23 protein-coding genes and 1 tRNA gene are annotated in these 21283 nt (G+C 34.7%); 13 read left to right on the top strand and 11 right to left on the bottom strand.

Features of this window, described 5'->3' with window-relative positions; translation table 11 throughout:
• Positions 1-3 precede the first annotated feature (3 nt).
• Positions 4-717 (top strand): pirin family protein, encoded by a 714-nt coding sequence (locus tag BST93_RS11750; RefSeq protein ID WP_105019317.1) that lies wholly within the window; start codon positions 4-6, stop codon positions 715-717.
• A 59-nt stretch (positions 718-776) separates the two neighbouring features.
• Here BST93_RS11750 and BST93_RS11745 read toward each other — a convergent pair whose 3' ends face one another.
• Positions 777-1241: a ferritin-like domain-containing protein gene (locus BST93_RS11745; protein WP_060524530.1), complete on the bottom strand. Its 465-nt coding sequence runs from the start codon at positions 1239-1241 to the stop codon at positions 777-779.
• Between the two features lie 211 nt (positions 1242-1452).
• Here BST93_RS11745 and BST93_RS11740 point away from each other — a divergent pair.
• The 8 genes from BST93_RS11740 (at position 1453) to BST93_RS11705 (ending at position 6247) form a co-directional block, all read left to right on the top strand.
• Positions 1453-1525, top strand: a tRNA-Met gene (locus BST93_RS11740).
• A 139-nt stretch (positions 1526-1664) separates the two neighbouring features.
• Positions 1665-1886: a hypothetical protein gene (locus tag BST93_RS11735; protein WP_181072627.1), complete on the top strand. Its 222-nt coding sequence runs from the start codon at positions 1665-1667 to the stop codon at positions 1884-1886.
• An 81-nt stretch (positions 1887-1967) separates the two neighbouring features.
• A complete protein-coding gene (locus tag BST93_RS11730) occupies positions 1968-2255 on the top strand; it encodes a hypothetical protein (RefSeq protein WP_181072625.1) in 288 nt (95 codons plus the stop codon).
• 10 nt (positions 2256-2265) lie between these two features.
• Positions 2266-2955, top strand: a complete 690-nt coding sequence (locus BST93_RS11725) for a hypothetical protein (RefSeq protein WP_105019314.1) — start codon at positions 2266-2268, stop codon at positions 2953-2955.
• A gap of 197 nt (positions 2956-3152) precedes the next feature.
• Positions 3153-3659, top strand: coding sequence for a hypothetical protein (locus BST93_RS11720; protein ID WP_146105026.1), 507 nt, complete (start codon positions 3153-3155; stop codon positions 3657-3659).
• 268 nt (positions 3660-3927) lie between these two features.
• Positions 3928-4410: a hypothetical protein gene (locus tag BST93_RS11715; protein WP_105019312.1), complete on the top strand. Its 483-nt coding sequence runs from the start codon at positions 3928-3930 to the stop codon at positions 4408-4410.
• Positions 4411-4707: 297 nt separating this feature from the next.
• Positions 4708-5748 (top strand): RHS repeat-associated core domain-containing protein, encoded by a 1041-nt coding sequence (locus BST93_RS11710; RefSeq protein ID WP_105019311.1) that lies wholly within the window; start codon positions 4708-4710, stop codon positions 5746-5748.
• Positions 5741-6247 (top strand): hypothetical protein, encoded by a 507-nt coding sequence (locus BST93_RS11705; RefSeq protein ID WP_146105025.1) that lies wholly within the window; start codon positions 5741-5743, stop codon positions 6245-6247. Before BST93_RS11710 ends, BST93_RS11705 begins: the two co-directional genes overlap by 8 nt.
• Before the next feature lie 270 nt (positions 6248-6517).
• Here BST93_RS11705 and BST93_RS11700 read toward each other — a convergent pair whose 3' ends face one another.
• The 3 genes from BST93_RS11700 to BST93_RS11690 all read right to left on the bottom strand — a co-directional run bounded on the left by BST93_RS11700 (position 6518) and on the right by BST93_RS11690 (position 7871).
• Complete coding sequence (locus BST93_RS11700; protein WP_042280425.1) at positions 6518-6913, bottom strand: hypothetical protein; 396 nt, start codon at positions 6911-6913, stop codon at positions 6518-6520.
• A 159-nt stretch (positions 6914-7072) separates the two neighbouring features.
• Positions 7073-7645: a phosphatase PAP2 family protein gene (locus BST93_RS11695; protein ID WP_042280423.1), complete on the bottom strand. Its 573-nt coding sequence runs from the start codon at positions 7643-7645 to the stop codon at positions 7073-7075.
• Positions 7638-7871: a DUF8828 family protein gene (locus BST93_RS11690; protein WP_042280421.1), complete on the bottom strand. Its 234-nt coding sequence runs from the start codon at positions 7869-7871 to the stop codon at positions 7638-7640. Before BST93_RS11690 ends, BST93_RS11695 begins: the two co-directional genes overlap by 8 nt.
• A gap of 78 nt (positions 7872-7949) precedes the next feature.
• Between BST93_RS11690 and lptB the strand changes: the two genes are divergently transcribed.
• A complete protein-coding gene (gene lptB, locus BST93_RS11685) occupies positions 7950-8699 on the top strand; it encodes an LPS export ABC transporter ATP-binding protein (RefSeq protein ID WP_042280419.1) in 750 nt (249 codons plus the stop codon).
• Here the strand turns inward: lptB and BST93_RS11680 are convergent.
• Positions 8696-9454 carry a CDP-alcohol phosphatidyltransferase family protein gene (locus BST93_RS11680; protein WP_105019309.1) on the bottom strand — a complete coding sequence of 253 codons (759 nt, stop codon included), beginning with the start codon at positions 9452-9454 and terminating at the stop codon, positions 8696-8698. The genes lptB and BST93_RS11680 overlap by 4 nt on opposite strands.
• 107 nt (positions 9455-9561) lie before the next feature.
• On the opposite strand from BST93_RS11680, the gene BST93_RS11675 reads away from it, so the two are divergent.
• Both BST93_RS11675 and lnt read left to right on the top strand, forming a co-directional pair.
• On the top strand, positions 9562-10632 hold the full coding sequence (locus BST93_RS11675) for a putative type IX sorting system protein PorV2 (RefSeq protein WP_444850717.1): 1071 nt from the start codon (positions 9562-9564) through the stop codon (positions 10630-10632).
• Between the two features lie 24 nt (positions 10633-10656).
• Entirely contained in the window at positions 10657-12279 is a 1623-nt protein-coding gene (gene lnt, locus BST93_RS11670) for an apolipoprotein N-acyltransferase (RefSeq protein WP_105019308.1), read from the top strand.
• 1 nt (position 12280) lies between these two features.
• Here lnt and BST93_RS11665 read toward each other — a convergent pair whose 3' ends face one another.
• From BST93_RS11665 to BST93_RS11640, 6 genes are read right to left on the bottom strand one after another with little or no spacing between them, the layout of a single operon-like run.
• On the bottom strand, positions 12281-13675 hold the full coding sequence (locus BST93_RS11665) for a sugar transferase (RefSeq protein WP_258150537.1): 1395 nt from the start codon (positions 13673-13675) through the stop codon (positions 12281-12283).
• Between the two features lie 37 nt (positions 13676-13712).
• Positions 13713-14723: a glycosyltransferase family 4 protein gene (locus BST93_RS11660; protein WP_105019307.1), complete on the bottom strand. Its 1011-nt coding sequence runs from the start codon at positions 14721-14723 to the stop codon at positions 13713-13715.
• Entirely contained in the window at positions 14720-16099 is a 1380-nt protein-coding gene (locus BST93_RS11655; RefSeq protein WP_105019306.1) for an O-antigen ligase family protein, read from the bottom strand. The genes BST93_RS11660 and BST93_RS11655 overlap by 4 nt, the downstream gene beginning before the upstream one ends.
• Positions 16092-17153 (bottom strand): glycosyltransferase, encoded by a 1062-nt coding sequence (locus BST93_RS11650; RefSeq protein ID WP_105019305.1) that lies wholly within the window; start codon positions 17151-17153, stop codon positions 16092-16094. The genes BST93_RS11655 and BST93_RS11650 overlap by 8 nt, the downstream gene beginning before the upstream one ends.
• 24 nt (positions 17154-17177) lie before the next feature.
• Entirely contained in the window at positions 17178-17507 is a 330-nt protein-coding gene (locus BST93_RS11645) for a MerR family transcriptional regulator (protein ID WP_042280408.1), read from the bottom strand.
• Entirely contained in the window at positions 17507-18487 is a 981-nt protein-coding gene (locus BST93_RS11640; RefSeq protein WP_042280406.1) for a M23 family metallopeptidase, read from the bottom strand. The genes BST93_RS11645 and BST93_RS11640 overlap by 1 nt, the downstream gene beginning before the upstream one ends.
• Before the next feature lie 174 nt (positions 18488-18661).
• Between BST93_RS11640 and alaS the strand changes: the two genes are divergently transcribed.
• Complete coding sequence (gene alaS / locus BST93_RS11635) at positions 18662-21283, top strand: alanine--tRNA ligase (RefSeq protein ID WP_105019304.1); 2622 nt, start codon at positions 18662-18664, stop codon at positions 21281-21283.

Genomic DNA, 21283 nt, shown 5'->3' with positions numbered 1-21283 from the left:
AAAATGAAAACAGTTATACATAGAGCGGAAACTAGAGGAGCTGCTAACTTTGGTTGGTTAGATGCCAGACACACCTTTAGTTTTGGTAGGTATTATAATCCGGATAGAATGAGCTTTGGCGTTTTACGGGTATTAAACGACGATAGAATTGCAGGTGGAGCAGGATTTCCTACTCATCCACATGATAATATGGAAATTGTTACCATTCCTTTGGAAGGTGCTCTAGAACATAAGGATAGTATGGGAAATACCGCTGTCATAGAAAAGGGCAAGGTACAAGTAATGAGCGCGGGAACAGGTGTGCAGCACAGCGAGTATAATAAAAATGAAAATGAGGAACTCAAGCTATTGCAAATATGGATGATTCCCAATAAACAGAATGTAACGCCTAGGTATGATGAAGTCGCGATAAGTGAAATCGCTGTTGAGAACGAACTCTACCAAATTCTATCGCCTAATCCAGATGATGATGGTGTTTGGGTACATCAAAACAGTTGGTGGCATATGATTCAAACCACAAAGGACAGCCACCTTACTTATAAATTTAAAGATGAAACAAACGGTCTGTATATTTTTTTAATTAAAGGATCTATGACTATAGATGGCGAACAATTATCTACGAGAGATGGCATTGGTATATACCAGACTTCATCTTTTGATTTTAATATTACCCAGGATAGTGAAGCTTTATTTATGGAAGTTCCATTGAAGTTTTAAAAAAGTAAATAAAAAAAGGCTGCCGATAGTGGCAGCCTTTTTGTTTATATCATTGCATATTACCTATCTAAATCATCGGCGATGTCTTCCAATCGTTTTACTGTATTTACAGTAGATTGAACTTCATCCTTCTGAGCTTGTAAGATACTCACTATGGTAGGAGGCAATTCACCCTTATGTTCAAGCACATTTTCATATTCTTCAATGGTTGCTTTTTCACCTCTTAAACATTCCTCTAGTATAGTTTCTTCTTTGTTAGAAGAAAGAGCTGCTTTCAAATTAGTCCAACTGCGATGCATGTCACCAGTAAAGGATCCTGATAGATGCGCCTCACCATTTACATTATTCATTTCATTAATTAAAGCACCTGCATATTCAGTTCTTCGTTGTGCTTGAGAAATGAACCATTTTTTTAATTGGACATTATCTACAACTTCGGCAGCATTTTCATAACCATGTTGCGCGTCGTAACTTTTTTCTATTAGATTGTTCAGATAATTTTCTGTTTTTACTGTATTGCTCATAATTTTTTATTTTGAATTTACATAGAATAATAGAGCATGTTCTTAAAATTCAATCAATTGAAAATCTTTTAACAACTGTTATATTTTATTATGAAAGATTCTCTCCAAAATATTTGGTTAGAAGTGAAAAAGGGTTGTATATTTGCCATCCCAAATGAAACAAACTTTGTTTCTGAGTTATGACAGAGTGTTTAACTTAGTTTGTTGATATCGCGAGGTAGAGCAGTAGGTAGCTCGTCGGGCTCATAACCCGAAGGTCGCTGGTTCGAGTCCAGTCCTCGCTACTAACAAAAGCTCCTGAGAAATCAGGAGCTTTTTTCGTTTTAGGTGGTAATTCGACTTAAAGTTTATTGGATGTCGGTAAATGGACATTGATGTGCTGATGATTCGGTTAAAGAAATAGAAACCATCAAGTATAATCATTTGAACTTACTAGTATCAATACATTTTTTGGATGATAAACAAATTAAGTATATTTATGATGCTACGGTAACAAAGCTTCAAAAACAAATCTACGTGAACAACAACTTAACAAGTATAACATCCTATGCAGGTGCTTTTATATATGAAAAGAGTTCCCCAGGTGGTAGTGAGCAGTTACAGTTCTTTTCTCATGTAGAAGGGTATGTTGAAAAAGTAGATTAAGTTTATTACAAGGATGTCTATCAATACAAAGACCACCTTGGTAACGTGAGACTCAACTATGCTAAAGGTCCTGACGGTTTAATGATTAAAGAAGAGAATAACTATTATCCCTTCGGACTCAAGCATAAGGGGTACAATAACGTAATTATCGGCAGAGACCACAAGTACGGTTTCGGAAATAAAGAAGAACAAGATGAACTTGGGCTTGATGGTTTTAGAGCTGTAGGAAATCCTTCATTAGTAGTTAAAAGTGCTAATTATACTTCAGGGCTGAAAGGGACATATAAACCAAGTTACATTGGTTTTATCGGCGCTTTAACTGCGATAAGTGCTGCGGCACCTATTCCTATTCCTGTACCTGCATTTTAAATAATATTACATGACAAAAAAACAAATAATCATAGTTTTAGTTTGTGGAATCTTTCTAGTAATAGCTGGGTATAGAATTTTTAGCGCTTTGGATTTGGTTAATGACAACAAGAATGTAGATCAGCCAGAAATTAACAAATCTTTTTTTTACAAAGATTCAGAAAATATAAAACATGTTAGATCACAAAGAAATAGAAATAGCTCTATTTACAGTATATATAATATTAATAATTTTGATTATGGTTTAATAATATCATCATATGATATTGACTCAGATATTATGCTTGATAGTATTATATCAAGAGTAAATAAAGACCCCTATGATCGATTTAATTATGGTCAAGGAAGTATTTTTAAAACTGATTTTTTTTATAATTATCATCCAGATAATTTTATTAATAAGATTGAGATTAGAAGTGTTAATTTTGAAAAAGCTGAAATCGAATACAAAAAACCTAATGTTTTTAACTTAAAGACACCTGTTTTAGACGAGATAGGCTTGTCTCTAAATAATGGCAAAGAATCCTTTGTACTAGTAGAAAATAAATCATTTTCTAAAACCTACTCTTTAGAAATATGTATTGTTAAAAAATATAATAAGGTATATCTCTTCATACTAAAAGCAATTAATAAAAACACAGAAGCAAGAGGTCAAATCAATTTATCACAGATTATAAATATAGAAAGTATAGCCAAATAGCGTTTCTCCGCTAGCGCCGTGTTCTACTCGGTGAAACACGCAAAGAGGAAAAAGAAGGAAAGGTTATGTTAAAGGACGGACAGGTATCGTAAATATTAAGTACTAAATATAAACATAATGTAACTAGCTATGTCCTTTATGGTAGTGTCAGATATTATTATAACAAGCAAGATGAAATCGTAAAAACTAAATAAAAGATGAGAATTTTAAAAGTGATATTTCTTTACATACTATTTATTTTATTGAGTTGCTGTAATGCGATTGATATTGATTCAAAAGAAAATATTTATGAAATTATAATAACCCATTTTGAGAACGATCCAAGTGTTAGTAAAGAATTGGAAGATAATTATGTTTTTGAAATAAGCAAGATTAGTAAAAGGAATAAACAATCTTATATTTTTATGACTTGGGACAATAAAGAAGTTGTGCTCCCAGATTCGTTATTCAATTACAATTATATTTCAAGAAATAACAGGTTATTTTATTGGCACGATTCTACTTTAAATAAAAATAGACATTCTTTCTATGATTTATTGCTCAAAAAGGGGAAAAAGTTAGATTCATGTATGTGGTACTCTAAAATCACTAAAGAAGAATGTAATGATTATGAAATTATAGTAAACCCTCCAACTTTTATTGGAGCTTATGATATTTTATCTAAAGGACAAAAATTAATAGCTAAGAAAAAGATAATTCGTTAGATAGGGTAGGTAATGGCGGTAGTGTCTCAAATTAGGACATAATTAAATAAAGGAGTTTAAATTATTGAAAGAAAGTAATTAGTAAGTGTACTAGTTGGCACTAATCTTTACTAAAACGATAAAAATGTTCCAAAGTTGGAACAGTATTAAAATATAGTGGTTTAGGTTAAGGCGTAATTATAATGGCTGTCCGAATCTTCTGGATAACAATAAAAATCCAACTTTTTACCCGACACCGTTTTTCTCAAAATTATTAAGTTTTAAAAAAATGAAAAGTTTATACACATACATAGCAATCTTACTTTTATTAATATCTGCTAGCTGTTCATCAAGTAAGAGCCTTCTATTTAATTCAAAAACTTTAAATTTTGAAAACTGTCTTTCAAAAGAAAAAAATTACAAGTATATTGAATTAAACCTTCCTAAAGGTTTTATCAAAAAAAAAGTAGAAAACCATGGGTTTTGCGAGTATAGATTTGAATACCAAAATAAATCAACAATTTATGTTTCAACTGATATTTATAGTGGATCGAGGTTAAACTCTGATAATCTTTATTCAATTGGTGTGAATACATATGCAATTTCAAGAAGTATTACCCTAGTGGATACTATAAAAAACTCTGGAAAAGATAGAAATAACTTGTATTGGTTAGAGTATATATTGGGAGATGTGGTTGTAGGTTATGTCAATGTACCAGAAGAGCAAAAAGAACAATTTGTAAAAGCTATAGCCTCGTTAGACAGAAAGTAGTTAGTATATTAAGCCACTGCTTTTTTTCTTAAAAACGTATAATGAGATCAAATAATCAAAATCTCACACTTCGGAGTGGTTTTTATGCATATGTCTTTTTCGTTTTAGGTGCTAGTCCGACTTAAAGTTCATTCGATGTCGGTAAATGGACATTGATGTTCTGATGTTTCGGTTAAAAAAATAGAAACCATCAAGTATAATCATTTGAACTTACTAGTATCAATACATTTTTTGGAAGATAAGTAAATTAAGTATATTTATAATGCTACGATAACAAAGCTTCAAAAACAAATCTACGTGAACAACACCTTAACCAGCACAACATCCTACGCAGGTGCTTTTATATATGAAAAGAGTTCCTCAGGTGGTAGTGAGCAGTTACATTTCTTCTCTCATGCAGAAGGGTATGTTGAAAAAGTAGATCAAGTTTATTACAAGTATGTCTATCAATATAAGGGTCACCTTGATAACATTAGACTATCCTATCAGGACATGAACAACAATGGTAATGTAGATAGCTCAGAGATCAAGGAAGAGAATAATTATTATCCTTTTGGACTTGAACATGAAGGGTACAACAATGTCGTTCAGAACAGCAATAGTACGGCTTCCAAATTTAAGTTCCAAGGTGTTGAGCACGAAGAAGCTTTAGGTTTGGATTTATATGAAATGGACTGGAAGTCGTATGATCCTGCCCTCGGGAGGTTCATAACCATAGACCCTATGGCGGAAGAAAGGAACTGGCTAACGCCTTATAACTTCGTACAGAACAATCCAATATTGAGAGTTGACCCAAGTGGTTTATTAGATGATGATGGCGAAGTTGATGATATAGTAGAAGAAGGAATAGCCAATGGTTTTATTCATACGAAACGTAATTATAAGAAAAGAAATAATGTTTTTAACGTGAATGGTACAGATGAACCTTCACTTAAAGAGTTTGATCATTTTCAAGAGGTAATGTCAAGAATAATAGGAGTTGAAAGTTCAAGTTTTGGTTTAGGTAAAGAAATAATTAATGAAGATAATGAAGTTATAGGGCAAGATATACAAGCTGTTATTTTGAATAAATATGAAGGGAATACCGACATTGAAGCTAAAACTACTGTTAAAACTAAATTTGACACATATAGCTTTCCAAAAAACGGAGTGCTTTTAACACACAATTATTTGACTGCAACCCATACTCACAGATATACTCCTCGAGACAATAGACCAGGAGCAAATGATGTTTGGGATCCTTCAGATATAGATAGATCAACGTCTAGAAAACAAACAGGTTTAATTCAATACATAATATCAGGTGGACGCAAACAAAAATTTACAATCAGTGATTAAAGTAGTATTAGTAATTTTAATATTTTCAAGTTGCTCTTCTTACAAAATGGATTCAAAGAATCTATTTAGAAATGCAGCTAAAGTTTTTGTTGAACAAGATTTATTTAAAGGTCAATATAATGTCTATGAAATTTCAAAGTTCAATAAAAAAGATACTACTTATGTTAAGTTTTTACCAGAATTAGACAATATTTCAATATTTCAACATCAGCAAAAAGGTAGGATGATAGATATTCCGACAGACTATGTAGAAACTGAAAACAAGTTGTTTTTGATTTATTCAAAAGCTGATCATTACAATAAAAATGTACTTGATAAAATACATGAATACAAATACTTGGATTCTACTTTAATAAAAGCAAAACTTGAAAATAGAACTGTAAGTGATGAAGATTGGCCAGAATTAACTCTTAATCATTCAATCAAGGCGATTTATTACAAGGTTATAAAAGTTGGAAAAAAAGTCTCCTTTAAAATAGTGGATAATATCCCTAATTAGAATTTAATAATAACAATAATTGATTGAAAAACAGTAATTAGTAAAGACACTAGTTACTGTTTATTTATGCAATCGATTTAAGTTTTACCTTATTGATAAGCGCATCGAGAGTAAAAAGAACCTGCTTATTATCGTCATCATTCATTTATAAAATCCTAAGTAGACTTGTTAAGGGTATTCCGCTTAGCTAAACATCTATCTTGCCATTTACACTATAAAAAAAGCTCCTGATTTCTCAGGAGCTTTCATTATGATAAATGAATGCCTTAATTATTTCAGCTTCTTAATACTATATTCTTTAACTAGATTTTCTGCCCATAAAATACCGTCCAAAAGTGAATCCAGTACGATAAATTCTTTTTTGAAAAAACTACTCTCAAATTCAGCATTTCTTTTGTTAATACCTGTTTGAGTGATAATACCAACACCTATTAAATTTTCTATCATCGCAGACTCTAAATAAGTGGTAGGCATTACATTGTAGTCAAACGTTCTATTTGATAAATAAACCACAGGTCTATTTTCATAGTGTTCTTGTATGACTTCATCCAGATCTTTATTTTTATCTGGAGAAATTATGGTCCCTTCCTTTACTTGAGAAATAATGTAATTCTCAAAACAGTAAAGTTCTGCATAGCCTAAATCCTTATAGATTATTTCTTTCATTCTGTCCAATAAAATAATGCCTAAAAAGCAACTTGATTAATCAAAGATTTTTTTTGGTAGGTTAAAAAATAAACAAATGTTTAATTTTTTGCAAAAGTAACACTTAAAATTAGTTCAAAAAAAACGGAATGTCAAGAGATTAAGAAAACCTTGTAGTTGTCAACTTTCTCGATGAACTTCATCCTTACCGTATGGTACAAAATGATAGCCTGCATACCCTAAAAGAGACCCCATAAAACCTCCCATTAATACATCACCTAGGTAGTGAACACCCAGGTACACACGGCTGTATACCACTAGTATACCCCAAATAAGAGCAATAATACCCAGCCACTTAAAATGATTCTTGAACTGGAACCATAAATAAACAGCCACAGCCATGGCATTGCTCGCATGCCCACTATAGAAACCATAACGGCCACCGCTTTTACCTACCTTTGAAATTAACCCTTCAAGAGCTGGTTCTCTAAAAGGCCTTAACCTTAAAACTAGAGTTTTTTTGAATAGGTTAGCTAGCTGGTCACTAGCAGCTATAACTAGCGCAATAGTAACTAGGGCAATAAGCAAATTGCGCCATCCCATTTTTTTATAAAGGAAGTACAAAAAGACCAAGTACAATGGTATAGCATAAAATTTATGGGTGACCACATTGAAAAATAAATCAACTTGATCATTTCCCCAATCATTAAGAATAACCGTAAGGTCCCAATCTATTTGTTTGATATCATTCATTGTTTTCGTAGAATTCCATCTGTTCGTCGTAGAATCTAGAAGCTTCTTCAATTAAATTCTTAGTTTCCTCTTCAAGATCCTCTTTATCAGCTTTACTTATTTCTTCCAAAAACTCGATACTATCATCCTTTAAATTGATAATAAATCTGGGATATTCTGTGTGTATAATAAAAATATCATCTGGATAACTGGCGTTATCTCCTAAAAGAAATCTAGGTATTGTCATAATGCTTATATTCGATTACAAAGAAACAAATTAAATCGGTCTATGTGACAGTAGCCCATAAAAAACTAACTTTGCTGCATGCAACAACAATTAAGAGCAGATAATCTTCAAAAATCTTATAAAGGCCGTCCAGTTGTAAAAGGAGTGTCTTTCAATGTTAATCAAGGAGAAATAGTTGGTTTGTTAGGCCCTAACGGAGCAGGTAAAACAACTTCCTTTTACATGACCGTTGGTTTGATTAAACCTACTGGTGGTGATGTTTGGTTAAACGATCAAAAGATTACAAAATATCCTATGTACAAGCGAGCTCAAAGCGGTATTGGATATCTAGCCCAAGAAGCTTCTGTTTTTAGAAAACTAAGTATCGAGGACAACATTTTGGGAGTTTTACAGCTTACAGATCTTAGCAAAAAAGAGCAAAGAGAACGTTGCGATATGTTGCTAGAGGAATTTGGTTTGACCGAGCGTCGCAAGCGTCGTGGTGATTTATTATCTGGTGGAGAGCGCAGGCGTACCGAGATTGCACGAGCACTAGCCACAAACCCAAACTTTATTTTACTTGATGAGCCCTTTGCAGGAGTAGATCCAGTAGCAGTTGAAGATATACAACGTATTGTTGCTCAATTGACTAAAAAGAATATTGGTATTTTAATTACCGATCACAACGTTCAAGAAACACTAGCTATTACAGATCGTACCTATTTGATGTTTGAAGGTACTATCCTTAAACATGGAGTTCCAGAAGAACTAGCAGAAGATGAAATAGTGAGAAAAGTTTACCTAGGTCAAAACTTTGAACTCAGAAAAAAGAAAATCTTTGAAGATTAGGATTTTTTACTGCTTATTAATTCAGTAATCATACTCAATGCCACGTACAGGATTATAATGCACGGTATGGCAAGTAATCCCAATAACGAGAGTAAAACGACACAAGTTATTAAAAAACCGTATCTCAATTTATTTTTAGCAATTGAGAATGACTTAAACTTGAGTGCAAACAAGGGTAATTCGGCATTCAAAATAAAGCAGCTCAATGCAGTAATGGCAAGCAGGACCCATTCATTGGTTAATGAAAAATAAATCCAATCTATTTGAGTGGTCTGTGCGATCAAACCTAGCGATATAATGAATAGAGCATTAGCAGGAGTAGGAAGACCGATAAAGGAATCAGTCTGGCGAGTATCAATATTAAATTTAGCCAGTCGGTAGCAGCTAGCAGCCGTTATAAAAAAACCAATCCACGGTATATAATAAGCCATGACATGTTGCTGCGCACTCGCTGTAGTAAACTCAACACCTGTTTCAAACAAAGTAATACCAGTAGAATCCTGTAACAATTGAAACATAACAATTCCTGGTACTAGTCCGCTAGTAACCATATCTGCTAGAGAATCCAATTGTTTGCCCAGCTCACCTTGCACCTGCAATAATCTAGCAACTAATCCGTCAAAGAAATCAAACCCTATACCTATCGCTACAAAAAGCAATGTCATCTGTAGATTATCATGAAAAGCATAGACAGCAGCCACGCATCCAGACAATAAGTTAAGTAGTGTAATTAAATTAGGTACTTGTTTTTTCATAACACAAATATGCACAAAAACCAGTGCTCTACATAGAACAAAGCAATATCAGTCGATAATAGTAGTTATTACATCAGAAAAACGGATATTTGCGTACAAGAATGGCGTTGAAAAAAATTGTTATTACCGGTTTGTTTGTGATGTGTTTCGCTTTCGCGAAAGCGCAATCTACAGCAGCCTACTCAAATGAATTTATCAATATAGGTGTAGACGCCGCTGCGCTAGGTATGAGTAATGCTGTGGTCGCTCAAACCGATGATGTAAATTCGGGATACTGGAATCCGGCAGGACTCATGAGATTGGAACAAAAGGAACTGTCACTCATGCACAGTAGCTACTTTGCAAATATTGCCCAGTACAATTATGCAGCATTTGCGATGCCCATTGATGATCAAAGTAGTTTTGGGGCATCACTTATTCGTTTCTCTGTTGATGATATTTTAAATACCACTCAATTAATTGATTCACAAGGAAACATCAATTACGATCGTATTTCAACCTTTTCAACTGCCGATTGGGCATTCACAGTAAGCTATGCACGCGAGGCAAAGTTGGACGGTTTTACCTATGGTGGAAACTTTAAAGTGATACGTAGGGTTATCGGAGAATTTGCTAATTCTTGGGGATTTGGGTTTGATGTAGGAGCTCAATTTAAAAGAGGTGATTGGGAAATAGGAGTGATGGCACGTGATATTACTACTACCTATAATACATGGACCATCGATGAGGAGAAGTTTGAAGAAGTAAGAGGAGCAGTTGAAAATCAAAACCAAGATCTTCCAGAAACTACTGAAGTTACCTTACCTAAATTACAAATAGGTGTAGCAAGAACTTTTGAATTTCACTACGACCATATACTCACTGCCGAGGTTGATTTGAACATGCGATTCATCCAGACTAATGATATTATTTCTTCATCTAGTGTAAGCGCTACGCCTGCCATTGGGCTAGAATACGGTTATATAGATATGGTATTTGTAAGAGCTGGCGCTGGTAATTTTCAAAACGTACAAGGTATTAATGGTGACGAAACCCTAAATTTTCAACCGAATATCGGAGTTGGATTTAAGTATAGAGGTATATCTGTGGACTATGCACTTACAAATATTGGTAACGGTGATGATTTGTATAGCAATGTGTTTTCTGTAAATATCGATTTGTCTGTATTCTCGCGATAGTATTAAAATTAACTAGCAATCTTAATGAAGAATTTTCTAAATCCAATACTTAGCGTTTTATCAGGATTGTTACTTGCGTTTGCCTGGCCTACTAATGGATTTGCTGGTTTGTTGTTCATTGCTTTTATACCCTTGTTTATAGCTCATTACCAGATTAATAAAACAGCTGTTAAGGCGGTGAAATGGAAGGTATTTTTGCATGCGTACCTTACTTTTTTCATTTGGAATATCATTACAACAGGTTGGTTGTTTTATAGCAGTGCTTTTGGAATGTGGTTTGCTGTTTTGGTAAATAGCCTACTTATGGCACTCGTTTTTTTAGTGTATCATTTGGTTTCTAAAAAAGTGAGTAGCTTTACTTCTTCATCATTTTTTATTGCTATTTGGTTATCCTTTGAATACTTACATTTACATTGGGATTTTTCGTGGCCGTGGTTGCAATTAGGTAATGGTTTTAGTGAATCCGTGAGTTGGATTCAATGGTATGAATTTACAGGTGTTTTTGGAGGAAGTTTATGGGTGCTTGTGGTAAATACATTACTATATAATGCCTGGTTACAGTACTCTAGCAGAAAAGAAAATTCAGTTTCAACTAAAGGAATTACTATACGTTATGGTATTCCTGCAATACTACTTATCGTTGTTCCGATATCCCTATCACATTTTCTGTCTATAAATAGTATAACAAATGATGTTGAAGGAACAGAGGTAGTAATCTTACAACCAAATATAGATCCTTATTCAGAGAAATATGACATTTCTAATTCTCAAATGGCAGAGAATTTAATGACTCTCGCTGTAGATTCTATTACTGCAAACACTAAACTTATTATCGCTCCAGAAACTACTTTGGCATCTGGTATGCGACTTACTGGAATTAATAGAAATCCTGCTCTTAATAGGATTAAACGTTTTCTATTTGATTATCCTAATACCTATTATTTGGGTGGTGTATCATTAGGCGATAGCTTCAAAAATAAAGACAAAGCCACTTCACAAACTAACTATATTAAAAATGGCGATTTTTACTATAACGACTATAATAGTGCGGTGTTTATGAATTCCACAAATCCAGTGGAACTTTATCATAAATCTAAACTGGTTGTAGGAGTTGAAAATTTCCCATACAAGAACGTGTTACAACCAATATTAGGAGACGTGATGTTGGATTTAGGTGGTACGGTTGCCACAAAAACGACACAAGAAGATCGTGAAGTTTTTATTACTAGAGACAGTTTAAAAGTAGCTCCTATTATATGTTATGAGTCTGTGTATGGTAAATATGTAACCGGCTATGTACATAATGGTGCTCAATTTTTAAGTATTATTACCAACGATGGTTGGTGGCAAAACACTCAAGGTCATAAGCAACATTTAAGTCTAGCAAGATTGCGAGCTATTGAAACTAGAAAATGGATTGCTCGCAGTGCAAATACTGGAATTAGTGCTGTCATTAATGATTACGGTAAGATCATTACCACATTAGGATACGAAAAAAAAGGAGCGCTTAAAGGAACCATTTATCCCAATAACAAAATCACATTTTATGTGAAGCACGGAGATTTTATCGCACGGGTAAGTGTCTTTTTAATGCTTGGGATATTTCTATTCTCTTTTACTCGTCGTGGTGTCATGAAGCGCAAATAGGCTATTGTCCTTTAAAGAATAAGACAGTGCTCAAAGTTTTGACAATTATTCTAATGTCAAGAAAAACACTACGTTTTTTTATATAGAACAGGTCGTATTGTAATTTACGCAAGTGATCATCATCGGTCTCACCATATTTTGCCTTTACTTGTGCCCATCCGGTTAAACCAGGTTTTATAACATGTCTGGTATCGTAAAAGGGGATTTTTTTGGATAATTCTTTAACAAAAATTGGACGTTCTGGTCTAGGTCCAATGATACTCATGTCGCCCTTAAGAATATTTATAAATTGCGGGAATTCATCAATTCTTGAACGTCTCAAAAACCTTCCGAATTTGGTAATTCTAACATCGTTCTTTTTTGCGAATTGAGCGCCTCCTTCTTCGGCATTGGTCACCATAGATCTAAACTTATAGATATAAAAACCGGTTCTATTAATGCCCACTCGTTCTTGTTTATATAGTAAAGGGCCACGATTACCCAGCAAGTTTCCTAAAAGCACTATGGGTAGTAGTAGAATTCCAAATGCCAATCCTACACATGACAATACAATGTCCATGGTTCGATGATAAAATCGATACAAGGCATTTTGATTGTTTCTGGCAAAGGGGAAAAACCTATAAAAGTCTTTACCTATAAATTGCACGGGTACTCGTTCAGTCATTTCTTCATAAACTTGTGTGTATTCTCGTACTTCATGACCGTATTCCACCAATTCAATAAGCCAGTTATAAACTTGGGGTGTAATACCATCAATTTGATTGCCTGAAACGACAACACCTGTGGCTTCATTTGATTTGAGTAGCTCTTGCGCTTGTGTTATAGTAAGTTCGTTTAATTTTATAAACTGGCCTTTAAGACTGGCTTGTGTGTTTGTGTTTAAGTAACCGATTACCTTATAATAAGGATTTGCTTCTTCTAAATTTTGAGCTACTAATGTGATATCTTCAGCGTTTCCTAATAAAACAATTTTTTTGTCAAATCTAGAACTGGCAAAAAGTTTAATATAGATTGAACGCCACAGCAACATAGAAAGAGTTAAAGCCAGATAGAAAAACAATATTTGTAACCTGTTTTCTGGTAAGGTAGGTGTAAAAAAGGGCGTAAGTAAATAGGCAAGTGAAGTTAAACTACTCGCGGTTATTACACTGTTCAAAGTACTTGTTATCCGACTAGCTCTTACTAGATTGTATAGTTCAAACAAAGTATTGAAAAACAGTAAATAAGCTGTTAATACTATGGTCCAGCTCCACTGCTCTGCAGTTATTCTAAAATAATCAAACTCAAAATAAAAACCGACTATTTCTAGGGCAGTCAATACTACCAGCACATCTAGAACTCGTAATAGAATTTTACGTTCAGAAATCTCAAAGTGAATCGAATTTTTTGAGGGCACGGTTTCGATTTAGAAAACCCAAAGATAAAATTATAAACTAGGTTAACAACTCTTTCCATAGAAGTTGTACCTGATCCCAATCATAAAATTGAACATAGGATCTAGCATTTTTACTAAGCTTGCTAGCAAGTTCAGGTTGATCAACTAATGCTTTTATATGTGAAACCATGCCGTTAACGTCTTGTGCTTCACATAATAACCCATTCTTTCCTGATTTAATGATGTATGGAATTCCACCCACATTTGTACTTACGATAGGCAATCCCAGCGCCATTGCTTCTAAAAGGCTCACTGGTAAATTGTCAAAATTTGTGGTGTTTATAAACACATCGTAATTTTTGCTCAATGCGATCCAATCGTTTTTGCTTAAAAGGCCAGTAAAATTTATTGAAAGCCCTAATGAATCTGCCATTTCTTTACATTCTTCTAGGCTTCCATCTTTATCGGGTCCTACCATACATAATTCGGCATTAGGGTAAACGGATTGTAATTTATGAAGTACTTGCACCGCCATTTTGGGTTGGTAAATGTGCGCAAATGACCGCACCCATAATAATTTAGGTTTGGCTGCCTGGCGATGTAAAAAAGGATAGTTTTGTAACTCTATGTTATTAGGTATGTGAACGATTTTTTGAGTGATCGCTTTCGCGAAAGCGTCCTTTAAATAATCACTAGGACTTACCACTTTATAAGCCTTATTGAGAAACTTCAATGTAGTTTTAGGATGGGATTTTAAACGTTGAGGTAAATTACCACCATGCAATATCGGAATGTATTTGAGATTCATTGTTCTGCATACTCGGGCTACAATTACGGCATACCAAAAGTTCAAGGTGCTGTAGGTGTCTATAAGGACATAGTTAGTTTTTGAACTGTTTTTATACACGGTATACACCATTTCTAGGAACCTTGACAACTTGTTTTGTTCAGAACTAGCTGTTACAACCTCATAGCCTAAATTTTTCAATAAAGGAGCCAAGGTGTCAATGGTTGTTAAGGGTTTACCACTACCTGACAGTTGATTTCCTATGTAAACAATACGTGTCATGCGCTAGTTGCTGGTTCGAGTCCTGGAGTAGGACCTTCTATTTTGTTAACTTTCTTTGTAGGGTAGGTAACGTATAAAAGTGAGAATCCATAAATAAATGCAGGTGCTGCTATCCTCATGGCGCTGTGGTTTATTGTTGCAATCCAAAATATAAGAAACGGATAGAAGTAAATATTTCCTCGATTTGTAATGCGATACAATAAGGGCGTGATAATTAATACAATAATGGAAAGAATACCGATGCTACCGTGTTCTGATAACAATCGGCTAGTCTCGTTGTGTGAAGCTGCAACAATTCCATCTTTTTGGGCTCGATAATATTTTACTTGTCCTGCGCCTATTCCTGCAATAGGGTTTTCAAAGAAGGCTTGTAGTTCAATAAGAATCAACTCTGTTCTACCAGTAGATAAATCATCTTTGGCTCTACCGGCGGCATCCTGATTAGCATATCTTTTATCAATCATCCCATTAGTAGCAAGCGATGTATAACCCCAAGCTAGCAATAAACCTACAGCAAGAACGCCTAGTTTAGGAAGGAATGAGAATTTAAATTCGGATCGTTTTAAAAATATTACAGTAATTAAAAGTCCTGCAATCATTAAAAAGGCAGTGATCACTCCACCACGTGAAAAGGTTACCCAACCTCTATAAGTCATGGCGATAAAGAGTATGATATCAATAATATTGTGCAGTCTGTTTTTAATGATAATAAACCGTGCAAAGGATATGAACATACCTATTCCTAGAACCGTTGCCACTTGATTGGGGCCATAACCACCTGAAGCAGCAAAGTTGGAAGCTGTATTAGTAACAACATCTCTTACATCTGGCGTTACCAGGAATAAGTAAAAAGTAGTCATTACCAATGGGCAAATTCCTAATTTGAGCATGCTATCCAATCTTTCACGAGGAATTTTTCTATAAAAACAATAAATCGCAGTAACACCTAGACATACCGGACCACTCAAATTAAAGGCTACAGCTTTACGTAAACTTTCTCCCAACGGAATGTTTTGCGAGGCAACTACAATACTGGGAATCAATAACAATAAATAAAATACAAATGGAATACTGCGCAGTGAAAATCCTTTAAAAAATATACCTAATCCTAATAAAACAATAACCAAATATTTGATCATTTCATAAAAGAATAACGCGCTATTCATGCGCAGGAAAACCTCTAAAGTAACGAGATAAAAACTTGCTAGTAAAACTTCTTGACCACGATCTTGATTACTTAACGCTCTTAGTATAAAGTATCCTGTAATTCCATAAAAGTACACTTTGACCAAAAACGGAATAGCTATCATAAAGATAGTAAGCACAATATGTGCAATTATTAAAACCGGATAAGAAAGTTTTTCAATTTTAAACATGCGACTTATACAGGTTTACAAGTTGATTGATGTAGGATGTAGCCCCATAATTCAAAAGTACGTGCTTATTAAAAGCAGTTCCCAGTTGTTCTCTTTCTTCTTTTGAATTTATTAATTCCTCGATAGCATTATTTAATTCTAAAGGTTGATTAGCTGCTACTACCTTACCGTAACTTCCAACAACCTTTTTACAAGCACCTACATTAGTCATTATTACCGGAAGTTTATATAATCCATACTCTAGTAAGGCTACTGGAAGACCTTCTGACTTTGATGAAAGAACGCCAATGTCGCACTGATTAAGAATGGAGCCTATATCATTTCTAGCGCCTAAGATATGCACTCGATTTTCTAATTTTCTGCTTGAAATATAATTTTTTATTTGCTCACTATATTCATCGTTAAAATCCTTACCTACTAAAATTAAATCCCAGTCACTTTCAATTTTCTCAAAGGCCTGGAGCAAATTGAGATGATCTTTTTGAGGTCGTAAATTGGCTAGGTGAACAATACGCTTACCAGGCTTGCCCGGTAGACTAATTTCTGTAGTATCTGATTCAGTTTTTTGAGCAAAGTTTTTTAAGTATATCGCATTGTTTTTACCCAGTATATTTTTGTGCCATTCCAACAAAAGCTCATTGACAACAATATTTTGCGACGATAAATTACTAGCCCATTTGATCCATCCTTGCGGTCTATCCTGTAACTGTTCGGCATTGCCGTAATGATCATGCCAAATATAGATGAGTGATGGTAGAGCCTTTTTAATCAAACTAGCAAGGAAAAACGAGGTTGCATGCGCATGAATATGGGTGATGTCGTTTTTCTTGACATACTTATAAAGTTTATAAAGACCTCTTATACCCAACTTGCCTTTACGATTCAAGAATATGTAGCCTACTTTTTTATCTATAGTTTTCTTTAAAAGACCTTCGGCGCGAGTCACACATAAATGAGAATCATGTCCATGCGCTGCTAGTTCATTGGCGATTGAAACAGCCATTCTTTCGGCACCACCAGCATCTAAACTATCTATTACTTGAAGTATTTTCATAGTAATATGGGATCACCTTTACGGTTAATCCATTTGCTTTTTAATCTTGAGAAGTTCGGCCTTGACGTTTTCTAATTTTTGAATAATATCAAATTTATCTAATTGATTTTTGTGTGTACGCATGTATTCGCGGGCACCTTCAAGTGTAAAACCTTGTTCCTTTACTAATCGATAGATGGTTTGTAAATTTTTGATGTCGTCTTTAGTAAATTTTCTATTACCCTTAGCATTTTTCTTGGGTTGTAATACATCAAACTCCTTTTCCCAATACCTGATTAATGATGGATTGACATCAAAAGCTCTAGACACCTCGCCTATACTGTAATACAATTTTTCAGGTAGGTCGATATGCATTAATCTAGAGAAATATTTTCTTGCTGCGATTTCTTCAGCAATTCGTTAAACTCTTCAGGAGATAAATTTCCATAATAGAAATTGATAGGGTTGATGCGCTCTCCATCCTTAGACACCTCATAATGTAAATGAGGAGCTTGCGAGCGTCCTGTACTACCCACATAACCAATTATGTCACCACGCTTTACTTTTTGTCCTACACGCACGTTGTAAGGATTTTTAGCATTTAAATGAGCGTATAACGAGATGTAACCAAAACCATGATCAATTCTTATATGATTTCCATAACCCGAGCTGTTAGCATCTGCTCTTGTAACAACACCATCACCAGTTGCATACACAGGTGTTCCTCTAGGAGCAGTAAAATCCATTCCGTAGTGAAACTTTCTTGTTTTATTAAAAGGATCGGTTCTATACCCATATCCACTTGCCATCCTTGTTAAATCCTGATTACGTACAGGTTGAATCGCTGGAATAGAAGCGAGAAGTTTTTCTTTGTCCTTGGCTAATTCTGCTATTTCATCAAGCGATTGTGATTGTATAGCCACTCTTTTTTTAAGTTGGTCAATATCTTTTTTAAGCTGTATAACTCGTTCACTAGTATTAAAACCTTCAAGATCCTTGTATCTATTTACACCGCCAAAACCGGCCATGCGTTGCTCGTCACTTATAGGCGCAGCGTCAAAATAGATACGGTATATAGTATTATCGCGCTCCTCAACCTCGGCAATGACTTGCGCCAGATTGTTTATTTGCTCATTTGCTTTTTCAACCTCGAGCTTCATAAATTCATTTTCGGCCTTGGCGTCAACCAGCGCAGGAGACTCCACGTATTGATTAATGATGAAGAAGAATAATAGGCCAAAAAGCATACTCGCAGCGAGAAATCCTATAAATCTAAAAAATACATGACGCTTCTTGCGTTCCACCTTTCTATAGGATAGAGTTTCAGAATCGTAGTAATACTTAATTTTAGACATGCTTTTTATACTATTTTTGCTGTGTTGAAAACGGTATTGTTTTTAGTTTATTACGCTTTCGCGAAAGCGTAATATTAAAAATCAAAATAAGTAGTAAAGGTACTTAATTGATGCAGGAAATTGCCCTTACCGATTTTTACAAAAATATAAAATTAAAACTCATAGACCACCAGTATGAATTCTAAGCAGATAAGACAGACCTTTCTAGATTTTTTTGCTGAAAAAAGTCATCAAATTGTACCCAGCGCACCTATGGTGTTAAAAGACGATCCTACCTTGATGTTTACAAACGCAGGTATGAATCAATTTAAAGAGTACTTTCTAGGAAACTCAGAGCCAAAGAATAACAGAGTTGCCGATAGTCAGAAGTGTTTGCGAGTAAGTGGTAAGCATAACGACTTAGAAGAAGTAGGAGTTGATACCTATCACCATACCATGTTTGAGATGCTAGGTAACTGGAGTTTTGGTGATTACTTTAAGAAAGAAGCTATTGATTGGGCTTGGGAACTGCTTACAGAAGTATATAAAATTCCTAAAGATCATTTATACGTAACTATTTTTGAAGGTGATGATGCCGAAGGATTATCGCGCGATACCGAGGCGTATGATTTTTGGAAACAACACATTGCTGAGGATAGAATCCTAAACGGTAATAAAAAAGACAACTTTTGGGAAATGGGCGCGCAAGGACCATGCGGTCCTTGTTCTGAAATTCATGTTGACATTAGAAGCGACAAGGAAAAACAAGAGGTTGACGGTGCTACACTAGTCAATATGGATCATCCACAAGTGATTGAAATTTGGAATCTTGTATTCATGCAGTTTAATAGACTTGCTGATGGTTCTTTAGAAAACCTTCCTGCACAGCATGTAGATACAGGAATGGGGTTTGAACGTTTGGCAATGGTTTTACAAGGAGTAAAGTCAAATTATGATACTGATGTTTTCCAACCACTAATTAGAGAGATTGAAACTATTACTGGTCATGCTTATGGAAAAACAGAGCAAGAAGATATTGCAATACGTGTAATCGCAGATCATGTGAGAGCAGTGTCTTTTTCTATTGCTGATGGTCAATTGCCGTCAAACAATGGTGCTGGTTATGTTATAAGAATGATCTTAAGAAGAGCTATAAGATATGGCTTTACATACTTGGATAGAAAGGAACCTTTTATTTATCAATTAGTAACGACCTTATCCAAACAATTAGGTGAGGCGTTTCCTGAGTTGAAATCTCAAAAGAACTTGATTTTAAATGTGATCAAAGAAGAGGAGATTTCTTTCTTACGTACCCTAGAAAATGGTCTAGCCTTGCTTGATAGCATGATTGCTAACTTAAAATCACAAGGCCAGGATACGCTAGAAGGTAAAAAAGCATTTGAACTTAATGATACTTATGGTTTTCCAAAAGAGCTTACTCGACTTATTCTAAGCGAGCAACAACTCAAAATGGATGAAGAAGGATTTACTGCGGCCTTAAAAAAACAACAAGAAAGTTCTAGAAAGGCAAGTGAAACAGAAACGTCTGACTGGGTAATACTAGGTGATGATGATACACAAGAGTTTATTGGTTATGATAAACTAGATGCCAAAGTACGTATATCAAAATATAGGAAAGTAACGACTAAAAAAGATGGTGATCGCTATCAACTTGTCTTTAACATGACACCTTTTTATGGAGAAAGTGGTGGACAAACAGGAGACAAGGGATATATTGAAGGTGTAAATGGTGATACGGTATACATCATTGATACTAAGAAAGAAAACGGGCAAACAGTGCACATAACTAAAAACCTGCCTAAAGAGTTAGGAGGAACGTTCATCGTTCAAGTTGACCAAAAGCAGCGTTTTAGAACCAGTGCTAACCATACAGCTACACACCTTTTACATCAAGGGTTGCGTAAAATTTTGGGAACTCATGTAGAACAAAAAGGAAGTATGGTACGCAGTGCTAGTTTGCGTTTTGACTTTTCACATTTTTCTAAAGTAACCATTGAAGAACTTAAACAAGTTGAGGATTTTGTAAATGCTCGTATTGCTGAACAATTACAACTGGAAGAAAATAGAAACAATACCTATGAAGATGCCATCAAAGATGGTGCGATAGGTTTATTTGGCGAGAAATATGGAGACGTAGTACGTACCATAAAATTTGGAAGCAGTTATGAATTATGCGGTGGTACACATGTTAAAAACACCAGTGATGTGTGGCATTTCAAAATCACAAATGAATCTGCAGTAGCTGCAGGAATACGCCGTATCGAAGCTATTACTGGCGATGCAGTCAAGGATTTCTTTTATGATCAATCAAAACATTTTGAGCAGATTAAAGCCCTGTTAAAAAACGCAAAAGAACCTGTAACAGCTATTCAATCCCTACAAGAAGAAAATTCGAATCTTAAAAAAGAGATTGAGGAATTGAAAAAAGCTAAAGCAGGCAATCTAAAACAAGAGTTGATTGATAGCGCAGAAGATATAAATGGTGTTCAATTTATTGCTTCAAAGACTGATCTAGATGCAAAGTCTGTTAAAGACCTGGCTTTTTCAATCGATCAAGAGATCACTAACTTGTTCCTGATCATTGGATCAAACGCAGGTGATAAAGCCACACTTACTGTAATTATCTCAAAGAATCTTGTAGATCAAAAGAAATTAAACGCTGGACAAATTGTAAGAGAACTAGGTAAGTTTATACAAGGTGGTGGTGGTGGACAACCCCATTTTGCAACAGCAGGAGGAAAAAATCCAGCAGGAATCGATCAAGCGCTACAAGCGGCTAGAGAATTATTAAACTAG

Source organism: Nonlabens tegetincola (genome assembly GCF_002954355.1).
Classification (GTDB): domain Bacteria; phylum Bacteroidota; class Bacteroidia; order Flavobacteriales; family Flavobacteriaceae; genus Nonlabens; species Nonlabens tegetincola.
Note: the sequence above shows the minus strand (reverse complement) of the source record. Positions and strands in the feature narration are given on the sequence as shown.

What these genes read in the sequence shown, in the direction of transcription:
- BST93_RS11750 (WP_105019317.1), top strand. Translation starts at nt 4, where the DNA reads ATGAAAACAGTTATACATAGAGCGGAAACTAGAGGAGCTGCTAACTTT.
- BST93_RS11745 (WP_060524530.1), bottom strand. Translation starts at nt 1,241, where the DNA reads ATGAGCAATACAGTAAAAACAGAAAATTATCTGAACAATCTAATAGAA.
- BST93_RS11730 (WP_181072625.1), top strand. Translation starts at nt 1,968, where the DNA reads ATGATTAAAGAAGAGAATAACTATTATCCCTTCGGACTCAAGCATAAG.
- BST93_RS11725 (WP_105019314.1), top strand. Translation starts at nt 2,266, where the DNA reads ATGACAAAAAAACAAATAATCATAGTTTTAGTTTGTGGAATCTTTCTA.
- BST93_RS11720 (WP_146105026.1), top strand. Translation starts at nt 3,153, where the DNA reads ATGAGAATTTTAAAAGTGATATTTCTTTACATACTATTTATTTTATTG.
- BST93_RS11715 (WP_105019312.1), top strand. Translation starts at nt 3,928, where the DNA reads ATGAAAAGTTTATACACATACATAGCAATCTTACTTTTATTAATATCT.
- BST93_RS11700 (WP_042280425.1), bottom strand. Translation starts at nt 6,913, where the DNA reads ATGAAAGAAATAATCTATAAGGATTTAGGCTATGCAGAACTTTACTGT.
- BST93_RS11695 (WP_042280423.1), bottom strand. Translation starts at nt 7,645, where the DNA reads ATGAATGATATCAAACAAATAGATTGGGACCTTACGGTTATTCTTAAT.
- BST93_RS11690 (WP_042280421.1), bottom strand. Translation starts at nt 7,871, where the DNA reads ATGACAATACCTAGATTTCTTTTAGGAGATAACGCCAGTTATCCAGAT.
- lptB (WP_042280419.1), top strand. Translation starts at nt 7,950, where the DNA reads ATGCAACAACAATTAAGAGCAGATAATCTTCAAAAATCTTATAAAGGC.
- BST93_RS11680 (WP_105019309.1), bottom strand. Translation starts at nt 9,454, where the DNA reads ATGAAAAAACAAGTACCTAATTTAATTACACTACTTAACTTATTGTCT.
- lnt (WP_105019308.1), top strand. Translation starts at nt 10,657, where the DNA reads ATGAAGAATTTTCTAAATCCAATACTTAGCGTTTTATCAGGATTGTTA.
- BST93_RS11660 (WP_105019307.1), bottom strand. Translation starts at nt 14,723, where the DNA reads ATGACACGTATTGTTTACATAGGAAATCAACTGTCAGGTAGTGGTAAA.
- BST93_RS11655 (WP_105019306.1), bottom strand. Translation starts at nt 16,099, where the DNA reads ATGTTTAAAATTGAAAAACTTTCTTATCCGGTTTTAATAATTGCACAT.
- BST93_RS11650 (WP_105019305.1), bottom strand. Translation starts at nt 17,153, where the DNA reads ATGAAAATACTTCAAGTAATAGATAGTTTAGATGCTGGTGGTGCCGAA.
- BST93_RS11645 (WP_042280408.1), bottom strand. Translation starts at nt 17,507, where the DNA reads ATGCATATCGACCTACCTGAAAAATTGTATTACAGTATAGGCGAGGTG.
- BST93_RS11640 (WP_042280406.1), bottom strand. Translation starts at nt 18,487, where the DNA reads ATGTCTAAAATTAAGTATTACTACGATTCTGAAACTCTATCCTATAGA.
- alaS (WP_105019304.1), top strand. Translation starts at nt 18,662, where the DNA reads ATGAATTCTAAGCAGATAAGACAGACCTTTCTAGATTTTTTTGCTGAA.